Origin of the sequence: Argonema galeatum A003/A1 (assembly GCF_023333595.1) — a bacterium.
Taxonomy (GTDB): Bacteria; Cyanobacteriota; Cyanobacteriia; order Cyanobacteriales; family Aerosakkonemataceae; genus Argonema; species Argonema galeatum.
Map to the genome: position 1 here is coordinate 131,038 of NZ_JAIQZM010000001.1, position 16,631 is coordinate 147,668.

The 16,631-nt window shown below is 44.8% G+C and carries 14 protein-coding genes; 7 read left to right on the forward strand and 7 right to left on the reverse strand.

Annotated features, from left to right (window positions below):
- Positions 1–38: 38 nt before the first annotated feature.
- Positions 39–260: an SLOG cluster 4 domain-containing protein gene (locus LAY41_RS00635; protein ID WP_249092999.1), complete on the reverse strand. Its 222-nt coding sequence runs from the start codon at positions 258–260 to the stop codon at positions 39–41.
- A gap of 506 nt (positions 261–766) precedes the next feature.
- Here LAY41_RS00635 and LAY41_RS00640 point away from each other — a divergent pair.
- Entirely contained in the window at positions 767–910 is a 144-nt protein-coding gene (locus tag LAY41_RS00640) for a hypothetical protein (RefSeq protein ID WP_249093001.1), read from the forward strand.
- A complete protein-coding gene (locus LAY41_RS32950) occupies positions 900–4,487 on the forward strand; it encodes a PAS domain S-box protein (protein ID WP_249093004.1) in 3,588 nt (1,195 codons plus the stop codon). The genes LAY41_RS00640 and LAY41_RS32950 overlap by 11 nt, the downstream gene beginning before the upstream one ends.
- A 205-nt stretch (positions 4,488–4,692) precedes the next feature.
- Here the strand turns inward: LAY41_RS32950 and LAY41_RS00650 are convergent, their stop codons facing one another.
- A complete protein-coding gene (locus LAY41_RS00650) occupies positions 4,693–5,211 on the reverse strand; it encodes a hypothetical protein (RefSeq protein ID WP_249093006.1) in 519 nt (172 codons plus the stop codon).
- Positions 5,212–5,393: 182 nt separating this feature from the next.
- On the reverse strand, positions 5,394–5,888 hold the full coding sequence (locus LAY41_RS00655) for a TIGR00725 family protein (RefSeq protein WP_249093007.1): 495 nt from the start codon (positions 5,886–5,888) through the stop codon (positions 5,394–5,396).
- A gap of 79 nt (positions 5,889–5,967) precedes the next feature.
- On the opposite strand from LAY41_RS00655, the gene LAY41_RS00660 reads away from it, so the two are divergent.
- Positions 5,968–6,855 (forward strand): Rpn family recombination-promoting nuclease/putative transposase, encoded by an 888-nt coding sequence (locus tag LAY41_RS00660; protein ID WP_249093009.1) that lies wholly within the window; start codon positions 5,968–5,970, stop codon positions 6,853–6,855.
- Positions 6,856–7,069: 214 nt separating this feature from the next.
- Here LAY41_RS00660 and LAY41_RS00665 read toward each other — a convergent pair whose 3' ends face one another.
- The 3 genes from LAY41_RS00665 to LAY41_RS00675 all read right to left on the reverse strand — a co-directional run bounded on the left by LAY41_RS00665 (position 7,070) and on the right by LAY41_RS00675 (position 9,394).
- Positions 7,070–7,531, reverse strand: a complete 462-nt coding sequence (locus LAY41_RS00665) for a peroxiredoxin (RefSeq protein ID WP_249093011.1) — start codon at positions 7,529–7,531, stop codon at positions 7,070–7,072.
- Positions 7,532–7,590: 59 nt separating this feature from the next.
- The gene (locus LAY41_RS00670; RefSeq protein WP_249093013.1) at positions 7,591–8,265 is read right to left on the reverse strand and encodes a Uma2 family endonuclease; all 675 of its coding nucleotides are present in this window, start codon (positions 8,263–8,265) and stop codon (positions 7,591–7,593) included.
- A gap of 244 nt (positions 8,266–8,509) precedes the next feature.
- Positions 8,510–9,394 (reverse strand): 4-hydroxybenzoate solanesyltransferase, encoded by an 885-nt coding sequence (locus LAY41_RS00675; RefSeq protein WP_249093015.1) that lies wholly within the window; start codon positions 9,392–9,394, stop codon positions 8,510–8,512.
- Between the two features lie 91 nt (positions 9,395–9,485).
- Here LAY41_RS00675 and LAY41_RS00680 point away from each other — a divergent pair, with 91 nt between their 5' ends.
- On the forward strand, positions 9,486–11,123 hold the full coding sequence (locus LAY41_RS00680) for a Ppx/GppA phosphatase family protein (protein ID WP_249094017.1): 1,638 nt from the start codon (positions 9,486–9,488) through the stop codon (positions 11,121–11,123).
- Here the strand turns inward: LAY41_RS00680 and LAY41_RS00685 are convergent.
- A complete protein-coding gene (locus tag LAY41_RS00685) occupies positions 11,113–12,051 on the reverse strand; it encodes an alpha/beta fold hydrolase (RefSeq protein ID WP_249093017.1) in 939 nt (312 codons plus the stop codon). The genes LAY41_RS00680 and LAY41_RS00685 overlap by 11 nt on opposite strands.
- A gap of 763 nt (positions 12,052–12,814) precedes the next feature.
- Here LAY41_RS00685 and LAY41_RS00690 point away from each other — a divergent pair.
- The 3 genes from LAY41_RS00690 to LAY41_RS00700 all read left to right on the forward strand — a co-directional run bounded on the left by LAY41_RS00690 (position 12,815) and on the right by LAY41_RS00700 (position 16,442).
- A complete protein-coding gene (locus LAY41_RS00690) occupies positions 12,815–13,285 on the forward strand; it encodes a chemotaxis protein CheW (protein WP_249093020.1) in 471 nt (156 codons plus the stop codon).
- Positions 13,282–14,604: a CheR family methyltransferase gene (locus LAY41_RS00695; RefSeq protein WP_249093022.1), complete on the forward strand. Its 1,323-nt coding sequence runs from the start codon at positions 13,282–13,284 to the stop codon at positions 14,602–14,604. Before LAY41_RS00690 ends, LAY41_RS00695 begins: the two co-directional genes overlap by 4 nt.
- Before the next feature lie 86 nt (positions 14,605–14,690).
- Positions 14,691–16,442, forward strand: coding sequence for a methyl-accepting chemotaxis protein (locus LAY41_RS00700; RefSeq protein WP_249093024.1), 1,752 nt, complete (start codon positions 14,691–14,693; stop codon positions 16,440–16,442).
- Positions 16,443–16,631: the final 189 nt, after the last annotated feature.

Below are 16,631 nucleotides of genomic sequence, written 5' to 3' on the forward strand. Positions count from 1 at the left end.
GCACAGCATCAAAAAAAATTGTCCCCCTCTCAATTACATTAATCATGCCGTGCTACTACTATTTCTCTCGCAATTTGCACCGCCATCTCAGCATTGTCAGCCATCAAAATATTATTTTTTGAAAAACTTATGAAAAAAGCTTTACTTTCCTCATTACTATTTAAGAAAATAACTTTTTTATTACTTTTAAATGCCAGCGCAACTTCCGAAGCAGTTCCCGCACCTATCCCACAAGCAATAACTAAATCACTAGAAAGCACATTGATATTATTACTACGCGGCCATTTGATACCAAATCCGGGTTAAATACCCCCTTTTTCTTGAAGTCCGCGCAGGCGGGCTTTGCACGCGCAAGCCGCGAATGAGAGTCGTCGGGTAAAAAAGAGGTTAGGCAAACGGATTTGGTATGACATGAAGCGTCCCCCTCTTTTTCCAAAGTCCAAAACTTTTTTAATTTTTGAATTGGCATAATAGTTAGCGTAGTTGAAAAGGTTCTTATAAATATTGCACAAATTATCTAGCTGCTTGTATAGCCAGTGGTTTCGAGCGATAATATGCTTTTCAACTAGCTGAATTGTTTTTTGGTCATGTTGGGAACATATTATAACATATATGCTAAAATCAGCCAATACTTTTTAATACTTTAAGTGACTTGTCTCAATACTAAATTATACTAACTTCTGTTTCATTCTTTACTCCAAGGCTGCGATCGAATTTTCCTTGCCAAGCCTTGCCTGACAGTTGTCGTGAATGAGGTTAAAGCAGCATGACTGAAGAGCTTTTTGCGAATGGCAGGGAAATAGGGTCGTTGATGCAAGCACACTTCGCGTGTGCCTTACGCAGCACGGACTGGTCGCAAACGCTACTCAGTCTAATTGCACAGCTAGCGGAGCAGGAAGATGGACGGTAAGAGGACATCACCGAGAGTAGGGAGGGAAATCATCGGGAAGATTCGACTGCGCTCCTATGGTGTGGCGTTCCTCTGTGTTGCTCTGGCGCTGGGGATGACCCTGTTACTTTTACCGTGGCTCTATCCAACTATAACGCCCCTATTTCTGACGGCGGTAATGGTGAGCTACTGGTATGGTGACTGGAAGGCTGGGCTGTTAGCAACGGTTTTGTCTACGCTGGCAATCAACTACTTCTTCATTGAGCCATTCTATTCACTGCAAATTCTCAATTTAGGAACCGTCGTTCGGTTAAGTACGTTTTTAACAGCGGCAGGGTCGATCGGTTTACTCAATCAATTGCGGCGTGCTGCTCTAAAAAACGCCAGGGAAAACTTACAGGCTTTGCAGGCAGCGGTAAGTAGAGAGCAAGTGGCATTGGCTGAGGCGAAAGCGGCGAGAGAAAACCTGGAAACGGTGCTTTCTAGCATCAATGATGGGTTTTATGTTCTCGATCGCGACTGGCGGTTTACCTACGTCAACGATCGCTACTGTGAAATAGTTAAAATGCAGCGGTCAGCGCTTCTGGGGCAGAATGTCTGGGAGTTGTTTGCGGATGCCGTTGACACCGATGCTTACGTGCAATTCCACCGGGCAATCAGCGAACAAACGCCTCTCCAGTTTGATTACTTTTATCTTCCTTTGAATTGTTGGCACGCTCACCGGATTTACCCTTCGCCTACTGGATTAACAGTTTTCATTGCTGAAATTACCGATCGCAAACAGGCAGAAGCGGCACTCCAAGAAAGCGAATCTCGGTTCCGCACCCTGGCAGACAACATCGCCCAGTTTGCCTGGATAGCAGACGAAAACGGCTGGATCTTTTGGTACAATCGGCGCTGGTTTGACTACACGGGCACAACTCTAGAGGAAATGGCAGGGTGGGGCTGGCAAACCGTGCATCATCCCGAATACGTCGATCGCGTCGTGACAAAATTCCGTCGCCACATTGAGACCGGCGAAGCTTGGGAAGATATTTTTCCGCTGCGCGGTCAAGATGGACAATTTCGCTGGTTTCTGTCCCGCGCTATGCCGATTCGGAACGAGCAAGGTGAAGTGGTGCTATGGTTTGGCACTAATACCGACATTGACGATCGCAAACGGGCTGAACTGAACGAGCAGTTTCTCAATCAGCTTGATGCTCGGTTACGTCAACTATCCAACGCTGATGAGATGCTGTGGGAAACGATGAGTTGGTTAGGAGAATATCTCAACGTCGATCGATGTGTTTGGCACGCTATCAATTCTGACAATGGGTTAGCAATCGTCGAGCAAGAGTGGCGGCGGCAAGAGGTTCCCAGCGTTATTGGCGTTCATCGTTTGTCAGATTTCGCTTCGCCAGATCTGCTAGTTCAGTATCAGGCGGGTCAAACCGTCGTTGTCTCGGATGTGACGACCAATCCTTACACGGCACTCTTAGCCGCAAACTATATTTCGTTTGGTACTCGCGCCTTGGTCGCAGTTTCTTGCCTGTATGAAGGACGCTGGGTCGCGCTGCTGGTTGTCAATGCTAGAACAGTGCGGCACTGGCTAGAGGATGAAGTAGCACTGCTGCAAGAAATCGTGGCTCGGCTGTGGTCGCTCATTGAGCATACCAGAGCAGTCCAGCAACTCCGTCAGAGCGAAGCTGAATTTCGCCAGCTTGCCAATGCCATGCCGCAAATCGTTTGGGTTTCTAATGCGGACGGGTCTTTAGAGTTCATTAACGATCGCTGGACAGAATACACGGGGCTGACTTTAGAGCAGAGCCGCGATCGCACTCTGATGGAGCAACTCATTCCAAGAGAAGATAATCAGCAACTTTCCGCTAACTTCGTTCAAGCACAGGAAACGCGATCGCCCTATCAGTCGCAGTTTCGCTTAATCCGACCGGACGGCAGCTATGTTTATTTTCTCACTCGTGCCATCCCGATTCTCGACGATCGAGGTCAAGTCCGTAAATGGTGTGGCACCTCGACTGACATCACCGAACTCAAACAGCTTGAAGACGAACTTCGCCAAAAGAACGCCATTTTGAGCGTAATCAACGAATCCGCTCCAACGCCGATTTTCGTCAAAGATCGACAGGGACGAATTATTTTTGCCAACCCCGCCACGCTGGAGGTATTCGGCAAATCTGCGGCCCAAGTCATTGGCTATCGCGATTGCGATCTCTACCCATCGTCCGAAGATGCAGCCAGAGTGATGGAAAACGATCGGCGCATCATGGAATCTGGGCAAATGGAAGTGGTGGAAGAATCTCCCGATGGCATTCGGACGTTTTTGGGAATGAAAGTTCCCTACCGAAATGAAGCGGGTGAAGTGATTGGGCTAATTGGCATCTCGAACGACATTAGCGATCGCGTTCAAACCGAACGCGATCGTGAACGAATCTTACAACAAGAACAAGCCGCAAGAGAGGCAGCAGAGAACGCCAACCGCATCAAAGACGAGTTTTTGGCTGTGCTGTCGCATGAGTTGCGATCGCCCCTCAACCCGATCTTGGGCTGGTCAAAGCTTTTGCAAACCCGCAAACTCGATGAAGCTAAGACTGCTTTAGCTCTGGCGACGATCGAACGCAATGCCAAGCTACAATCAGAACTGATCGAAGACCTGCTCGATGTTTCCCGGATTCTGCAAGGCAAGCTGAGTTTGAACCCTTGCCCAATCAATCTCGTTCCAATCATTCAAGCAGGATTGGAAACGGTGCGACTCGCAGCAGAATCAAAATTCATCCAAATCGAGACGCATCTTGATGCGGAGGTTGGGCAGGTGTCAGGTGATGCCGCTCGATTACAGCAAGTTGTGTGGAATTTACTCTCGAATGCTGTGAAGTTTACACCAAAGGGCGGGCGAGTCGAGATTGGATTGAACCGCACCGAGGATTACGCACAGATTACCGTCCGCGATACCGGCAAGGGCATCGATCCCAATTTTCTACCCCATGTGTTTGACCATTTCCGGCAAGAAGACGGTGCCACAACTCGCAAGTTTGGCGGACTGGGGCTGGGGCTTGCGATCGTGCGTCACCTGGTTGAATTGCACGGCGGAACGGTTCAAGCAGAGAGTCTTGGCGAAGGAAAGGGAGCCACTTTTACTGTGAGGCTGCCGTTGATGCCCATTCAACCTGCCGTCAATCTCGATAGCTCATCTTCTGAATCATCATTTGATTTGAACGGCGTGCAAGTTTTGGTCATTGATGATGAAAAAGATTCACGAGAGTTTGTGGCGTTTGTGTTGGAGCAGGCAGGAGCGGAGGTGATGACAGCCACATCAGCAGGTGAAGGATTTGCGGCGTTAACGCAATTCAAACCCAACGTCTTGTTAAGCGACATCGGAATGCCCGATATGGATGGCTATATGTTGATCCAGCAAATCAGGGCATTATCGCCAGAGCAAGGTGGAAACGTTATAGCGATCGCCCTCACTGCTTATGCCGGAGACTTCAACCAGCAGCAGGCTCTACAAGCTGGATTTCAACACCATCTTGCTAAACCGATCGAACCCAACGAATTAATCAAAACCATTGCGGCGCTAATTGAAAGGAACAGTCATGATTGAACAAATTATATCATGTCCTTACGCATCGGTTACCTAAAAAATTCGTGTTTTTATTCTTAATTCTTATTATCTGCGTTCATCTGCGTTCATCTGTCTTCATCTGCGGTAAAAATTTAACTAACGATGACAACAGACAATTTGACGAGATCACTCATGTACTTTCTCCTTCTCTGAATCAGATTGATCGTGCCATATCAATGACCAATCACATATCAAAAGGTTTACCGTTAGCGGTAAAAGTTATTTCCTGGATATTGAAAACAGATTGGCTCAGAAGTGTTTGCCGAATCGCTTCAAACAAAGCATATTGATTGGCACCGCTCAAACCTTCAAAAACTTCGGCTCCGCGAGGATCTTTGACGATCAAATTAATTCTAGCTTCGTGGGTAGATGGGTTAATTCTCACGTTATACCCTGTGATGCCAACATTCTGACCCCTATAAGCTCGGAGAATCTTACCGACGGCATCGGCTACTGGCTGATTGGCTGCTACAGCAACTTCTTGGGGTGCCAACCGTTGCAATTGCACGTCGGGTAGATATACTATGGCAGGTATTTGAGATTGGTTGGTACGAGAGTTTCCAGACTGGGCTGTGGGTTGGGCGTTTGCTGATACGGATAAGCTAAGAGCGATCGCTAAAGCTGTAAAAACTTTTGTGCTAACTTTGGCAAGCGCAATAGAAGTTCCTGTACGATGGGTTAAGGCCGTAAAATTGTTTTTCATATTATACACCGCCAGCTTTTAAACTCTTAATATGTCGATCGTATCCCTGCCTACCAGGCATCGCGTACCGCCGCAGAAAGGTTATATTTGTTTAGTACAAACATAAATATAGTTTGATATTCTTCGTTTTATTCCTAGTGGTAGATTAAAAAAGCGCTCGGAATCAGTCTTTGGACTGGTGATTAGGTATTATTTACTATTACTTTAGCAGTCTGAATGGCTTGCTGAGGATTTTCAGCAATAAAAACGTTATCTTTCGATAAATTACTAAAAAAAGCTTTACTTTCTTCGGTATTTTTTAACAAAATAACTTTTTTGTCACTTTTGAGGGCAAGGGCAACTTCCGAAGCAGTTCCCGCACCCATCCCACAAGCAATAACTAAATCGCTAGAAAGCACATTAATATTATTACGAGCATTCCCCATATCAGTTACGATCGCAATATCCACCCCTTCCGAGACATTGCCAGTATCATTCCCAGGTAGAATGCCAACAGTTAAACCATTTGCGGCTTTTGCACCCTTACTGGCGGCATCCATCACACCGGCATTTCTACCGCCAGTCAGCAACACCCATCCCTCTTCCGCGATGAGTTTGCCCAATTCATAAGCGTATTGCAAATCCGATGGTGTGGCATTGACACCTGGCCCCATCACGCCGATCGTTGTTTTTCTCATGCGATCGCTCCCTGGAAAATGTGAATTAGGCGATCGCTAAACAGTACAATAGATCTCGCTCCATCCGCTACAAACTTCTATGCGGCGAGACTCAATATTTTACAAACTCTTCCAACAGTCCCCTACCCTGTTGTTCGAGTTACTCCCAACGCCCCCTACAAATGCCAGCGCATACCGCTTTGACTCAGTAGCAGTCAAAGAACCAAAATTTGAAATTGATGGCGTATTTCTGCCACCAGATACTGACAATGCAGGCATCATCTACTTCTGCGAGGTACAATTTCAGAAAGACGAACGCTTATACGAACGCCTATTCGGTGAAGCGTTTTTGTATTTCTACCGTAATCGAGAGCGTTATTCTAATTGGCAAGCGGTAGTGATTTATCCAACACGCAGTATCGAACAGAGTGATACTCATCCCTACCAAGCGCTGCTAAACTGTGACCAAGTGCATCGGGTGTACCTGAATGAACTGGGAGAGATTCGCCAGTTACCGTTAGGGATAGCTTTGATGGTGCTGACAATCCTAGAGGAAGAACAAGCACCAGAAGAAGCACGATATTTACTGGGACGCGCACAACAAGAAGTTACCGAACCAGAAGCAAGTCGCGCCATAATAGATACGATCGCGACAATTATGGTCTACAAGTTTACTAATTTAAGTCGGCGGGAGGTAGAAGCAATGCTAGGACTGCAATTAGAAGAAACCAGAGTATACCGGGAAGCTAAAGAAGAAGGTCGTCAAGAAGGTCGTCAAGAAGGTCGTCAAGAAGGTCGTCAAGAAGGACAGCAACAGGAAGCTGTTAATTTGGTTCTCCGTCTTTTATCGCGCCGCTTTGGAAATTTATCTGATGATCTCAGAAAGCACATTTCTAACTTACCGTTATCTGTGCTGGAAGATTTAAGTGAGGCGTTATTGGATTTTAGCAGTCTGGATGATTTGTCAGCTTGGTTAGAGGGAGATTAGACTGCTGTAAAAGTTCCATATTTGGGATTCTTTTACCGCAGATTAAAGCAGATAAACGCGGATGAATTTGAGGCAGAAACCCGGTATGATAAAGAAACCGGGTTTCTTTCTTGTTCAATTATAGCAACCGCTCTGGCAGTCAGGACGTTCTTAATTCCTGAAACGTTGGCGGATTCTAGAACCTTCTTCCCCTAGCTTCTAGTCCCTAGTACCCCTAGCCCTTCTGAAGCTCTCCCAGTGTTTTGAGAGACTCTTCAATATGAGCTTTGAAGTTTAACTGCGAGTTAAAGATATGCTGAACAACTCCATTTTGGTCAATCACATAGGTAACTCGTCCGGGAAGAATTCCTAAAGTAGAAGGAACGCCGTATAGTTTTCGGACTTGATTGCCAGTATCGCTCAACAAAGTAAAGGGAAGCTGATACTTACTTGCAAATTGAGCGTGGGAATTTGATGAATCGCCGCTGATGCCAATTACTTCTGCACCAGCATCTTTGAAGGTTTCATAGCTATCTCTAAAAGCACAAGATTCAGCCGTACATCCCGGCGTGTCATCCTTTGGATAGAAATAGAGGACAACGCATTTTGGGCCGCGAAAATCCTTAAGGCTGACTGGTGAGCCGTTTTGGGAAGTTAGGGTGAAATCAGGAGCGATATCTCCAACTTTAATAGACATAGATGCTATTTACTACAACTCAACGCGATCGTAATTTTCCATTTTCCCACATTTCCGGCTTACCGATCTTCCAAAGCACGGAGACGCGCTTCCAGTTCAGCAATACGCGCTTCAGCTGCCTGTCTTGCGGCAACTTCCTCCTGATGAGTCAATAGTGTTTTACCCGCCACTGGGTCATAAAAACGCCATTCACCAGATGGCAACAGTCGCAATTCTAACCCCAACACTTCACTGGATATGGAGGTAGTACCATCAGGTAAAACTGTTGCCGAACAAGGTAAGTAATTCCCTTCAACTAAGTGTAAACCTTGGAGTCTGGGATTAAGATAATCGCCAGTTGGGTCATATTGGAAATATTCACCCACTCCCAGAAAAGCATATATTCCTTTCTTAGCACCTTGGTCTTGGCTGCGGGTACTTTTTGAGGTGATTTCCAAAACAAAATCAGGGTTTTTATCTTCTTCTTCCCAAGTTTTGTAGGAACGACGCTCCCGTTTTTCTACTCCAAAAACTACAAACGCATCAGGTGATATAACTGAGGATGGGTTCCCTTCTTCGTAGTAAATAAACAAATTACCAGAAACATAAACATCCGTTCTGTTCTGGAAATAAATCCTCAGTACTTCAACAGCATAGGTGAGATAGTTACGTGCTTGATCGCTTTCAGCCATCGGCTTACCATCCTCATCTGGGTACTCAATTTGGGTAGGGAGTTGGCTATATGAAATAGTCATTTGTCAGATCTCCTTAGTCATTAGTCATTAGTCATTAGTCATTAGTCATTAGTTATTTGTTATTTGTTATTTCTCCTGCTCCTCTGCCAATGCCCAATGCCCGTTATAGATGAAAGAAACAATTTGTTTGGTACGCAGGAATATGGTTGTGTAATAGCACAGCTAATTAACCTTATTTTCTACGGCAAAATATCTCGACGCCGTGCCCCTACATATTTGTCTCTCAGGAGCGCAGAGTGTCAAATCACAACAAAGTTCCTGCGATCGCACCAGCAAGTAAAATAAAGCCAATCCAGACATTCTGCCGAAAGATTTCACCGTAAACTGGTTTTGGTAAATCTTCTTGTCGCAATCGGGAATAATGCCAAACCCATGCTAAAATACCTATCCCCAGCGATAGCCAAAAGCTCCAATGCAATTGCATGACGACAGCGAGACTCCCTAGCAAACCAGCTGTACCGATAAAGAAAATGCCAACAGCCTCAGCGGCGTAACGACCAAAGAATATCGCGCTGGAGTTAATGCCAATCTTCAGGTCGTCTTCCCTGTCACTCATGGCATAAACCGTATCGAATCCCAGCGTCCAGAGTACCGTAGCACCCCAGAGAAGCCAAGTGGCAGGTTCTAAATGCGCGATCGCAGCACTCCAGCTAATCAACACTCCAAAACCCCAGGCTAGAGAAAGCACCAACTGGGGCACGGGAAACACCCGCTTGGCTGTAGGATAAAATACAATAACCGGAACAGCCGCCACGCAAAGCCAAAAGCTTAAAGGATTGAGATACAACGCTAAAACACCAGCGCAAATCATAGCAACAAATGCTACTGCAATGCCCGTGCGTACAGTCAAAGCGCGAGCAGCGAGGGGGCGCGATCGCGTTCTTTCCACTTGCGGATCGATATCCCGATCCCATAAATCGTTAACTACACAACCAGCAGCACTGGTAGCTAAAGTACCAAGTACAATGACGCCTACAAGCGATGGAGGTGGCGTGCCATGCGATGCCAAAAACACAGCCCAAAGAGCCGGAATCATCAAAATCAAGCGTCCTGCTGGTTTATCCCACCTCAAGAGCCGAATAATGGTTAGCCAGGTTGGTTCGGGTTGTAGTTCTTGCTGGATCGACATGGCATCAATTAAATATTTGCATTACTTTTACCCCCTATAGGATATCTTTATTTGTGGAGGGAATGGGGTTATAACCCTAGATAAATTTATGATGGTAAATTCAGTTTCAGATATTTCTGGCGGTACTTTGGAGAAAGACCGTATTCTCGCTGCTATTGATATTGGTACAAATTCTATTCACATGGTAGTGGTGCGGATTATACCTGCTCTACCAGCTTTTACGATCGTTGAGAGAGAGAAAGACACGGTAAGATTGGGCGATCGCGACCCAGAAACTGGTAACCTAAAACCAGAGATAATGCAAAAAGCGATCGCAACTCTACGTCGCTGTCAAGAAGTCGCCAAAAGCTTAAACGCCGAACAAATTATTGCCGTCGCCACCAGTGCGGTGCGGGAAGCGCCCAATGGGCGAGACTTCTTGAAACAAATCGAAGCTGAAATCGGGTTGCGCGTCGATTTAATCTCCGGACAAGAAGAAGCGCGACGCATTTATTTGGGCGTACTCTCAGGGATGGAATTCAACAATCAGCCCCACACTATTATAGATATTGGCGGCGGTTCCACCGAATTAATTTTGGGAGATAATCACGAACCGCGAAGTCTCAGCAGCACTAAAATAGGCGCAGTTAGGCTCACCGCCGAATTTGTCAGTACCGACCCCATCAGCAACGCCGAATTCCTCTCTCTGCAAGCTTACGTGCGGGGAATGCTAGAGCGATCGGTCGAGGAGTTGCGCGAACATCTGAAACCGGGTGAGTCTCCCCGCTTAGTTGGCACCGCTGGCACTATTGAAACTATAGCAATTATCATCGCCCGCGAAAAGTTGGGCATGGTTCCCACTCCCCTAAACGGCTATCAGTTTAGCCTGAAAGATTTGCGCGAGCTAGTTCTCCGCTTGAGAAAGATGAATTATGCAGAACGCGCCGCCATTCCGGGGATGTCGGATCGGCGATCGGAAATTATCGTTGCCGGGGCCATAATTTTACAAGAAGCAATGACGCTGCTAGGGCGGGATGCGATCGCAATTTGCGAACGAAGTCTCCGCGAAGGCGTCATAGTTGACTGGATGCTCACTCACGGTTTAATAGAAGATCGACTGCGCTATCAAAGTTCAGTCCGCCAGCGTAGCGTCATTAAAAGCGCCCAGAAATATCAAGTCAAACTGGAATACAGTCAGCGAGTCGCAGAATTTGCCCTTAGCCTATTTGACCAAACCCAAGGCACCCTGCACAACTGGGGTGACTACGAACGGGAACTCCTCTGGGCAGCTGCAATTCTACACAACTGCGGACACCATGTGAGTCATTCAGCCCACCACAAACACTCCTACTATTTGATTCGCAATAGCGAGTTACTCGGCTACACGGAAACCGAGATAGATATCATTGCCAATTTCGCTCGTTACCACCGCAAAACTGCCCCCAAGAAAAAGCACGATAACTATCGCAACCTGCCCACAAAAGAACATCGACAAATGGTGAGTCAGTTGAGTGCATTGTTGCGATTAGCAGTTGCACTCGATCGCCGAGAAATTGGCGCAATTAAGCGAGTGCAGTGCGAATATCGCCCAGGTAGTCGAGAAATTTGTTTCCGACTTTTTCCGTCACATTCCGACGATGACTGCGCTTTGGAACTTTGGAGTTTAGATTATAAAAAAAGTTCTTTTGAAGCAGAGTTTGGCGTCAAGTTAGCGGTCAAATTGGAGTCATCTGCTATTCCTATTGGTTAAGGAAATCGGTATCCCGCAGAAACTGAAGAACTGCTGCGTTGACTGCATCTGGAGAACCGGATGACGCATCGTGATTGCAGTTAGGGAGAATTTGTAATTTGCTTCCAGGGATGCGATCGCGCAATTTTTCCCCATCGCTATACGGAAACCAGCTATCTTCCTTACCCCATAAAATCAGCGTAGGACACTTAATACTATCCAGATTATTTTGAATTTTACTAATCAGATTCGGTTTATTTTCTTGCAAAGATTTAATTTCCTGTGCCGCTATTTGTAAGTCTTCTGCTACCTTCGTAACAGTACCCGGCAGTTCAATAAACGGATAACTTATCCAGTATGAATCTAACTCAGTTAACTTTGATGGATCGAATAATACAGAACGCCGTTCGATCGCCATAATTTCCCGTACAAGCGGTGCCAACAAGTACGTCATTCTAGCATAGTCAATTGTTTCCAGCAACTCCAGCGGCATTTGAGACAGCAGCAACATTCCCCAATGAGGCAAACCTTTAGGAAAAATCGACACATTTATTACTACCAACCGTGCCACTAATTTGGGATAAACCTCAGCAACCGCAAGGCTAGCAAGTGCGCCCAGCGATTCAGCCACAACAACAGCCGGTTCATCGCATAAAGCCCTCATTATTCGCTCTAATTCAATAATTTGATGATCTGGTTTTTCTCGACCCACAGGTTTTTCTGAAAATCCGTAACCTTTAGCATCAAAACAAATCACCCGAAAGTATTGAGATAGCGGTTCTACACTGTAACGCCAATTGTAGCTCCAACTGCCAACACCGTGAACTAAAAATAGCGGTTTTCCTGTTCCCTTTTCGCCATAAGCAATTGAAACCGCGTGCCCGTTAGCATCTATAATTTTTAAGGTCTGCCGACCTTTAGGAAATGTTGCTTTCCACCAATCTTGCATAACTTTTATTGTACAATAATTTTATCTATTACTCCGTTCCCGCCACAAGATTATGTAGGGGCGTTCGCGTTCGCGTAGCGGCGCGGATGCGCTCAGCGTGCCGTAGGCATTAGCATTGCGGAATTAACGTTTCGGTTTTGAATTAAGATTAATCCCGCAATGCTTCGCCCTCCCACTATACATAGTCTTCCACCGGGAAGGGAGTAAGATCCTATCCGAAAACTTTTGGGCACTCTAGTGCAGCGCGGCAGAAATAACCCACCAGTTCATAAGTAGTGAAATGCCTTACACTCAAAGGATTTTTGAATGAGTGAATGAGTGATCTTCGGCACTAGGCATAGCTTGACTGCCATGTTAACTTTCCTCTGACTGCGCGGTTTCTTGGTCATCGCTAAATCCCAATATGGATGATTTTTATCAAAAACAGCCAATCCATATTAACATTCCTTAATATTTACGCTTAAATAAAAATTAAATTAAATAAAGAGATCCTACTTTACCTACCTTTCCTCCTTTTATTGAAATATAAATTATTTAATATTGATTTAATAGCAGCAAACGGTAAAATATGATACAATAATTTATACAATTCGTGATAATCTATCTACAGCCCAGCTATATGATTTAAAAAACCTTCTCAGTCTTATGTGTGTCAGCACTAAAACTCTGTATAATGAGTTACGGAATCAAAGGTTTTATATACCAGGTTTTTGGTTGTCAAACAACCGACTGGTAATAGGTAATTATTAGGGAAAGCCAGCCTATGTTAATGCTACTTTTCTATGTTGGGGATAATCTTTATGCTCTGGATAGTTCCCAGGTTGTTGAAGTTATACCAAGAGTCATCCTTAGAAAGATACACCACGTTCCTGACTATGTTGCCGGTTTGTTTAAATATAGAGGTGCGATCGTACCAGTCATCGATATCTGCCATCTAATTCAAGGCAAGCCCAGCCGTTCCTACCTGAGTACTCGGATTATCATGGTCAACTACTTTGGGAAGGATAACAGCAAGCGCTACCTCGGTTTGATGGCAGAACGAGTCACCGAAACTTTAAATAAGCCAGATAGTGATTTAATCGATGCAGGAACGCCATTAGACAATACCCCTCCTTATTTAGGAGAAATGCTTATGGATGATAAAGGCATGATCCAGCGCATTAGGTTAGAATATCTGCTGTCAGATTCCCAACAAAAGTATTTATTAGCAGGGAGTAACGATAAAGAGCAATGATCCAGGAAACAATTGAAGCACTGCTGAAAGAAAAAGTTGGTTTGGCTGCCAGCATCCTTGGCTCAGGGGAAATTGCCAGATCTGTAGAAAGGCGAAGGATAGCCTGTAATTTGCCTGATTTGCCAACCTATTTCCAGCTATTACAAACATCAACCAAGGAATTTGAAGAGTTGGTTGAATTAGTAATTGTCCCGGAAACTTGGTTTTTTCGAGATTGGGAACCTTTTATTTTTTTGGAGCGTTATGTCACATCTGAATGGTTGCCCACCCAAAGACACCGCATCTTACGTCTGCTAAGCGTACCCTGTTCTTCTGGAGAAGAACCTTACTCAATTGCCATGACGCTTATCAATGCAGGTTTGACTCCTAATCAGTTTCGCATTGATGCCGTTGATATTAGCAAAAACTCCCTACTTAGAGCCAAAGAAGCTATCTATAGTCAAAATTCTTTTCGGGGAAACAACCTAGAATTTCAGAAACGCTATTTTACCAAAAAGGACGATAAATATCAATTGTGCGATTTGGTTAAAAATGCCGTTAATTTCATGTCTGGCAATTTAGTAGAACCAGACTTTTTAAGGGAAAAATCCCATTACAATATAATCTTTTGCCGCAACGTATTAATTTATTTTGAACGCCCTACGAGAGAACAGAGCATTGACAATTTAAATCGTTTATTAGCCAAAGAAGGGTTGTTATTTTTGGGACACGCTGAAACATCACAGATATTGGATTCAGGGTTCGTATCCGTGCGGCATCCTTTTGCTTTTGCTTACCGTAAAGAGGACAATAAATACGCTCAAATAAAAAATGGAGAAAGCCTTTCTCTCAAAAATAAAGTTGAATTTTCACCAAATTATAACTTAAATTCATCTCAGCAAAAACCTGCCGCCCAACTATTTGAAATTGCCAAACCGAGTCAACCTCAAAATAGTCCACGGTCAAAGCCAAGTTCTCCAAAGAGCGAAACAATACCCTTGATTAAACCAAAGGAGGCAAATTCAAAACAAACTCTACCCCTCAATTTTGAGACAGCACGCAAATTAGCTGATAGCGGACAGTTAGATGAAGCAGCTAAACTCTGCGAAACCTATCTAAAGGAGAATTCTACCAGTGTTGAAGCTTATCTCTTGCTCGGACAAATCCATCAAGCTAGAGGGTTTGAGAAACAAGCAGAGCAATGCTTTCAAAAAGCGATTTATTTGGAGCCAAATAACTATGAAGCACTCTTACACCTAAGTTTACTCAAAGAACATCGTGGGGATGTTGCTGGCGCAACAGTCCTAAGACAACGAATTCAACGACTGCAAAAATCTTAGACAACTGGACAGCAGTCAGCTAAAATAGAAACTTACACTTAGTCAAACCAACAAAAAACAAACAATCACAAACAGGGGCGAAAATCATGCTAAAAAACCAGAATATGCAAGCGCGACTATTCACCGCATTTATGTGCGTGGGTGTACTTGTATTAATAGTCGCTGTAATAGGCTGGATTGGGATTTCACGACTGAGCGGCCACCTCAGCAATATATCGGGAAATGCTTTTCCCAGTACAGTCAATTTGTGGAAAGCTAACGAAGCACAAGCAAGAGCATTTGGGGCTGCAAAATCGCTGAATAGTACATCGCTAAATGAGTCTCAAAGACAACAAGAATTAACTAGGTCTCAGCAGGCATTAAAAGATATAGATGATGCCTTTAATACTTACCAAAAACTTTCTCGCGATCCAGATGAAGACAAAATCTACCAAAAAGTTGCGATCGCATGGAACGGTTGGAAAGAAACTAATCAACAGTTCTTTCAGTTACACGATCAATTTCTGAGATTAGGTGTGAGCAATCCCAGAAGAGTTCAGATTGATTTATTGAACCAAGGAAAAGGCAATACACCAGAGTATGCAGCTGCTCAAGCAGCTTCTGATGCTCTTGCCAGAATGAATGAATATGCAAATACAAAACTTCAGCCTTCATTCGATTCATCAACAAACGTACTGTTAGAACTCCTGGCATACAACGAGAAATTGGCAGACAATGCTCAGAAGACAGCCGAGCGAGATGTAGCGACAAGCACATTCTTGATTATCTTATGTCTGATCCTTGGGCCGACGATTGCGGTGGTATTTGGTTGGTACTTCAGCAATACAATAGCCAAACCCTTGGGAGCTAAAATTGCAGGCGTTGTCGGGGTAGCAGAAAAAGTTTCTGTTGGGGATTTGACTACTCAAGTTCCAATCACAGAGGATCGAGATGAGGTAGGGAGATTAATGGTTGCCTTCCGCACCATGATCCAAAACCTAAATTCATTAATCCGGCAAGTGCAGCAATCGGGCATTCAAATTACCACATCGGCCACCCAAATCGCAGCTTCAGGCAAACAACTAGAGGCCACAATGACAGAACAGGTTGCCTCAACAAATGAAGTCGCCGCCACAGCCAGAGAAATTTCCGCCAATTCCAAACACCTAGTCAAAACGATCGAGCAAGTCGAACACACATCGCAAGTCACAGCACAAGCAGCAGGAGACAGTCAAAAAGACTTGAACAACATGGAAGCAACCATGAGGAAGTTGGCAGGTTCTACCGGCAGTATCTCTGCCAAACTGGGAGTAATTAGCGATAAAGCTAACAGTATTAATAGCATTGTCACCACGATCACCAAAGTAGCAGATCAAACCAACTTACTCTCACTTAACGCCGCGATTGAAGCCGAAAAAGCCGGAGAGTACGGCACAGGATTTGCTGTGGTAGCCAGAGAAATTCGCCGCCTAGCGGATCAAACAGCAGTGGCGACCTTGGACATCGAAAATATGGTCAAAGAGATGCAAGGGGCAGTTTCCACAGGGGTGATGGAAATGGATAAGTTCACCAAAGAAGTCGAACAGGGAGTAGAAAGTGTCAGTCATATCGGAGCGAAATTAGAATCAATTATCGAGCAAGTGCAAACCTTAACTCCCCGCTTTCAAGAAGTGGGTAACAGCATGGAGGGACAGTCACAGGGGGCACAGCAAATTAGCGAGGCAATGGTGCAACTAAGTGAAGCTTCATCGCAAACAGCCCAGTCTTTGCGGGAAGTTAACGGTGCGATTAATCAATTAAATGAGGCAGCGCAAGGTTTACGCCAGGAAGTGTCTCGGTTTAAAGTCGCAACTACGTGAGTTGAAAAAATTTAATGTATAAACCCCATCAGGAATACGAGAGGAATCATAATGTTTGACCAAATGAACTTTCGACAACGCATCCTCTTTACTTATTCGCTTCCCGCTATATTCTTCATATTGTTGAGCGGGCTAGTATATCTAAATGCTTCTCGCTCAATCGAAATGTACAAGAAAACAAGAATAGGG

What these genes read in the sequence shown, in the direction of transcription:
- LAY41_RS32950 (WP_249093004.1), top strand. Translation starts at nt 900, where the DNA reads ATGGACGGTAAGAGGACATCACCGAGAGTAGGGAGGGAAATCATCGGG.
- LAY41_RS00700 (WP_249093024.1), top strand. Translation starts at nt 14,691, where the DNA reads ATGCTAAAAAACCAGAATATGCAAGCGCGACTATTCACCGCATTTATG.
- LAY41_RS00685 (WP_249093017.1), bottom strand. Translation starts at nt 12,051, where the DNA reads ATGCAAGATTGGTGGAAAGCAACATTTCCTAAAGGTCGGCAGACCTTA.
- LAY41_RS00655 (WP_249093007.1), bottom strand. Translation starts at nt 5,888, where the DNA reads ATGAGAAAAACAACGATCGGCGTGATGGGGCCAGGTGTCAATGCCACA.
- LAY41_RS00640 (WP_249093001.1), top strand. Translation starts at nt 767, where the DNA reads ATGACTGAAGAGCTTTTTGCGAATGGCAGGGAAATAGGGTCGTTGATG.
- LAY41_RS00670 (WP_249093013.1), bottom strand. Translation starts at nt 8,265, where the DNA reads ATGACTATTTCATATAGCCAACTCCCTACCCAAATTGAGTACCCAGAT.
- LAY41_RS00660 (WP_249093009.1), top strand. Translation starts at nt 5,968, where the DNA reads ATGCGGCGAGACTCAATATTTTACAAACTCTTCCAACAGTCCCCTACC.
- LAY41_RS00690 (WP_249093020.1), top strand. Translation starts at nt 12,815, where the DNA reads ATGTTAATGCTACTTTTCTATGTTGGGGATAATCTTTATGCTCTGGAT.
- LAY41_RS00680 (WP_249094017.1), top strand. Translation starts at nt 9,486, where the DNA reads ATGGTAAATTCAGTTTCAGATATTTCTGGCGGTACTTTGGAGAAAGAC.
- LAY41_RS00695 (WP_249093022.1), top strand. Translation starts at nt 13,282, where the DNA reads ATGATCCAGGAAACAATTGAAGCACTGCTGAAAGAAAAAGTTGGTTTG.
- LAY41_RS00675 (WP_249093015.1), bottom strand. Translation starts at nt 9,394, where the DNA reads ATGTCGATCCAGCAAGAACTACAACCCGAACCAACCTGGCTAACCATT.
- LAY41_RS00665 (WP_249093011.1), bottom strand. Translation starts at nt 7,531, where the DNA reads ATGTCTATTAAAGTTGGAGATATCGCTCCTGATTTCACCCTAACTTCC.
- LAY41_RS00650 (WP_249093006.1), bottom strand. Translation starts at nt 5,211, where the DNA reads ATGAAAAACAATTTTACGGCCTTAACCCATCGTACAGGAACTTCTATT.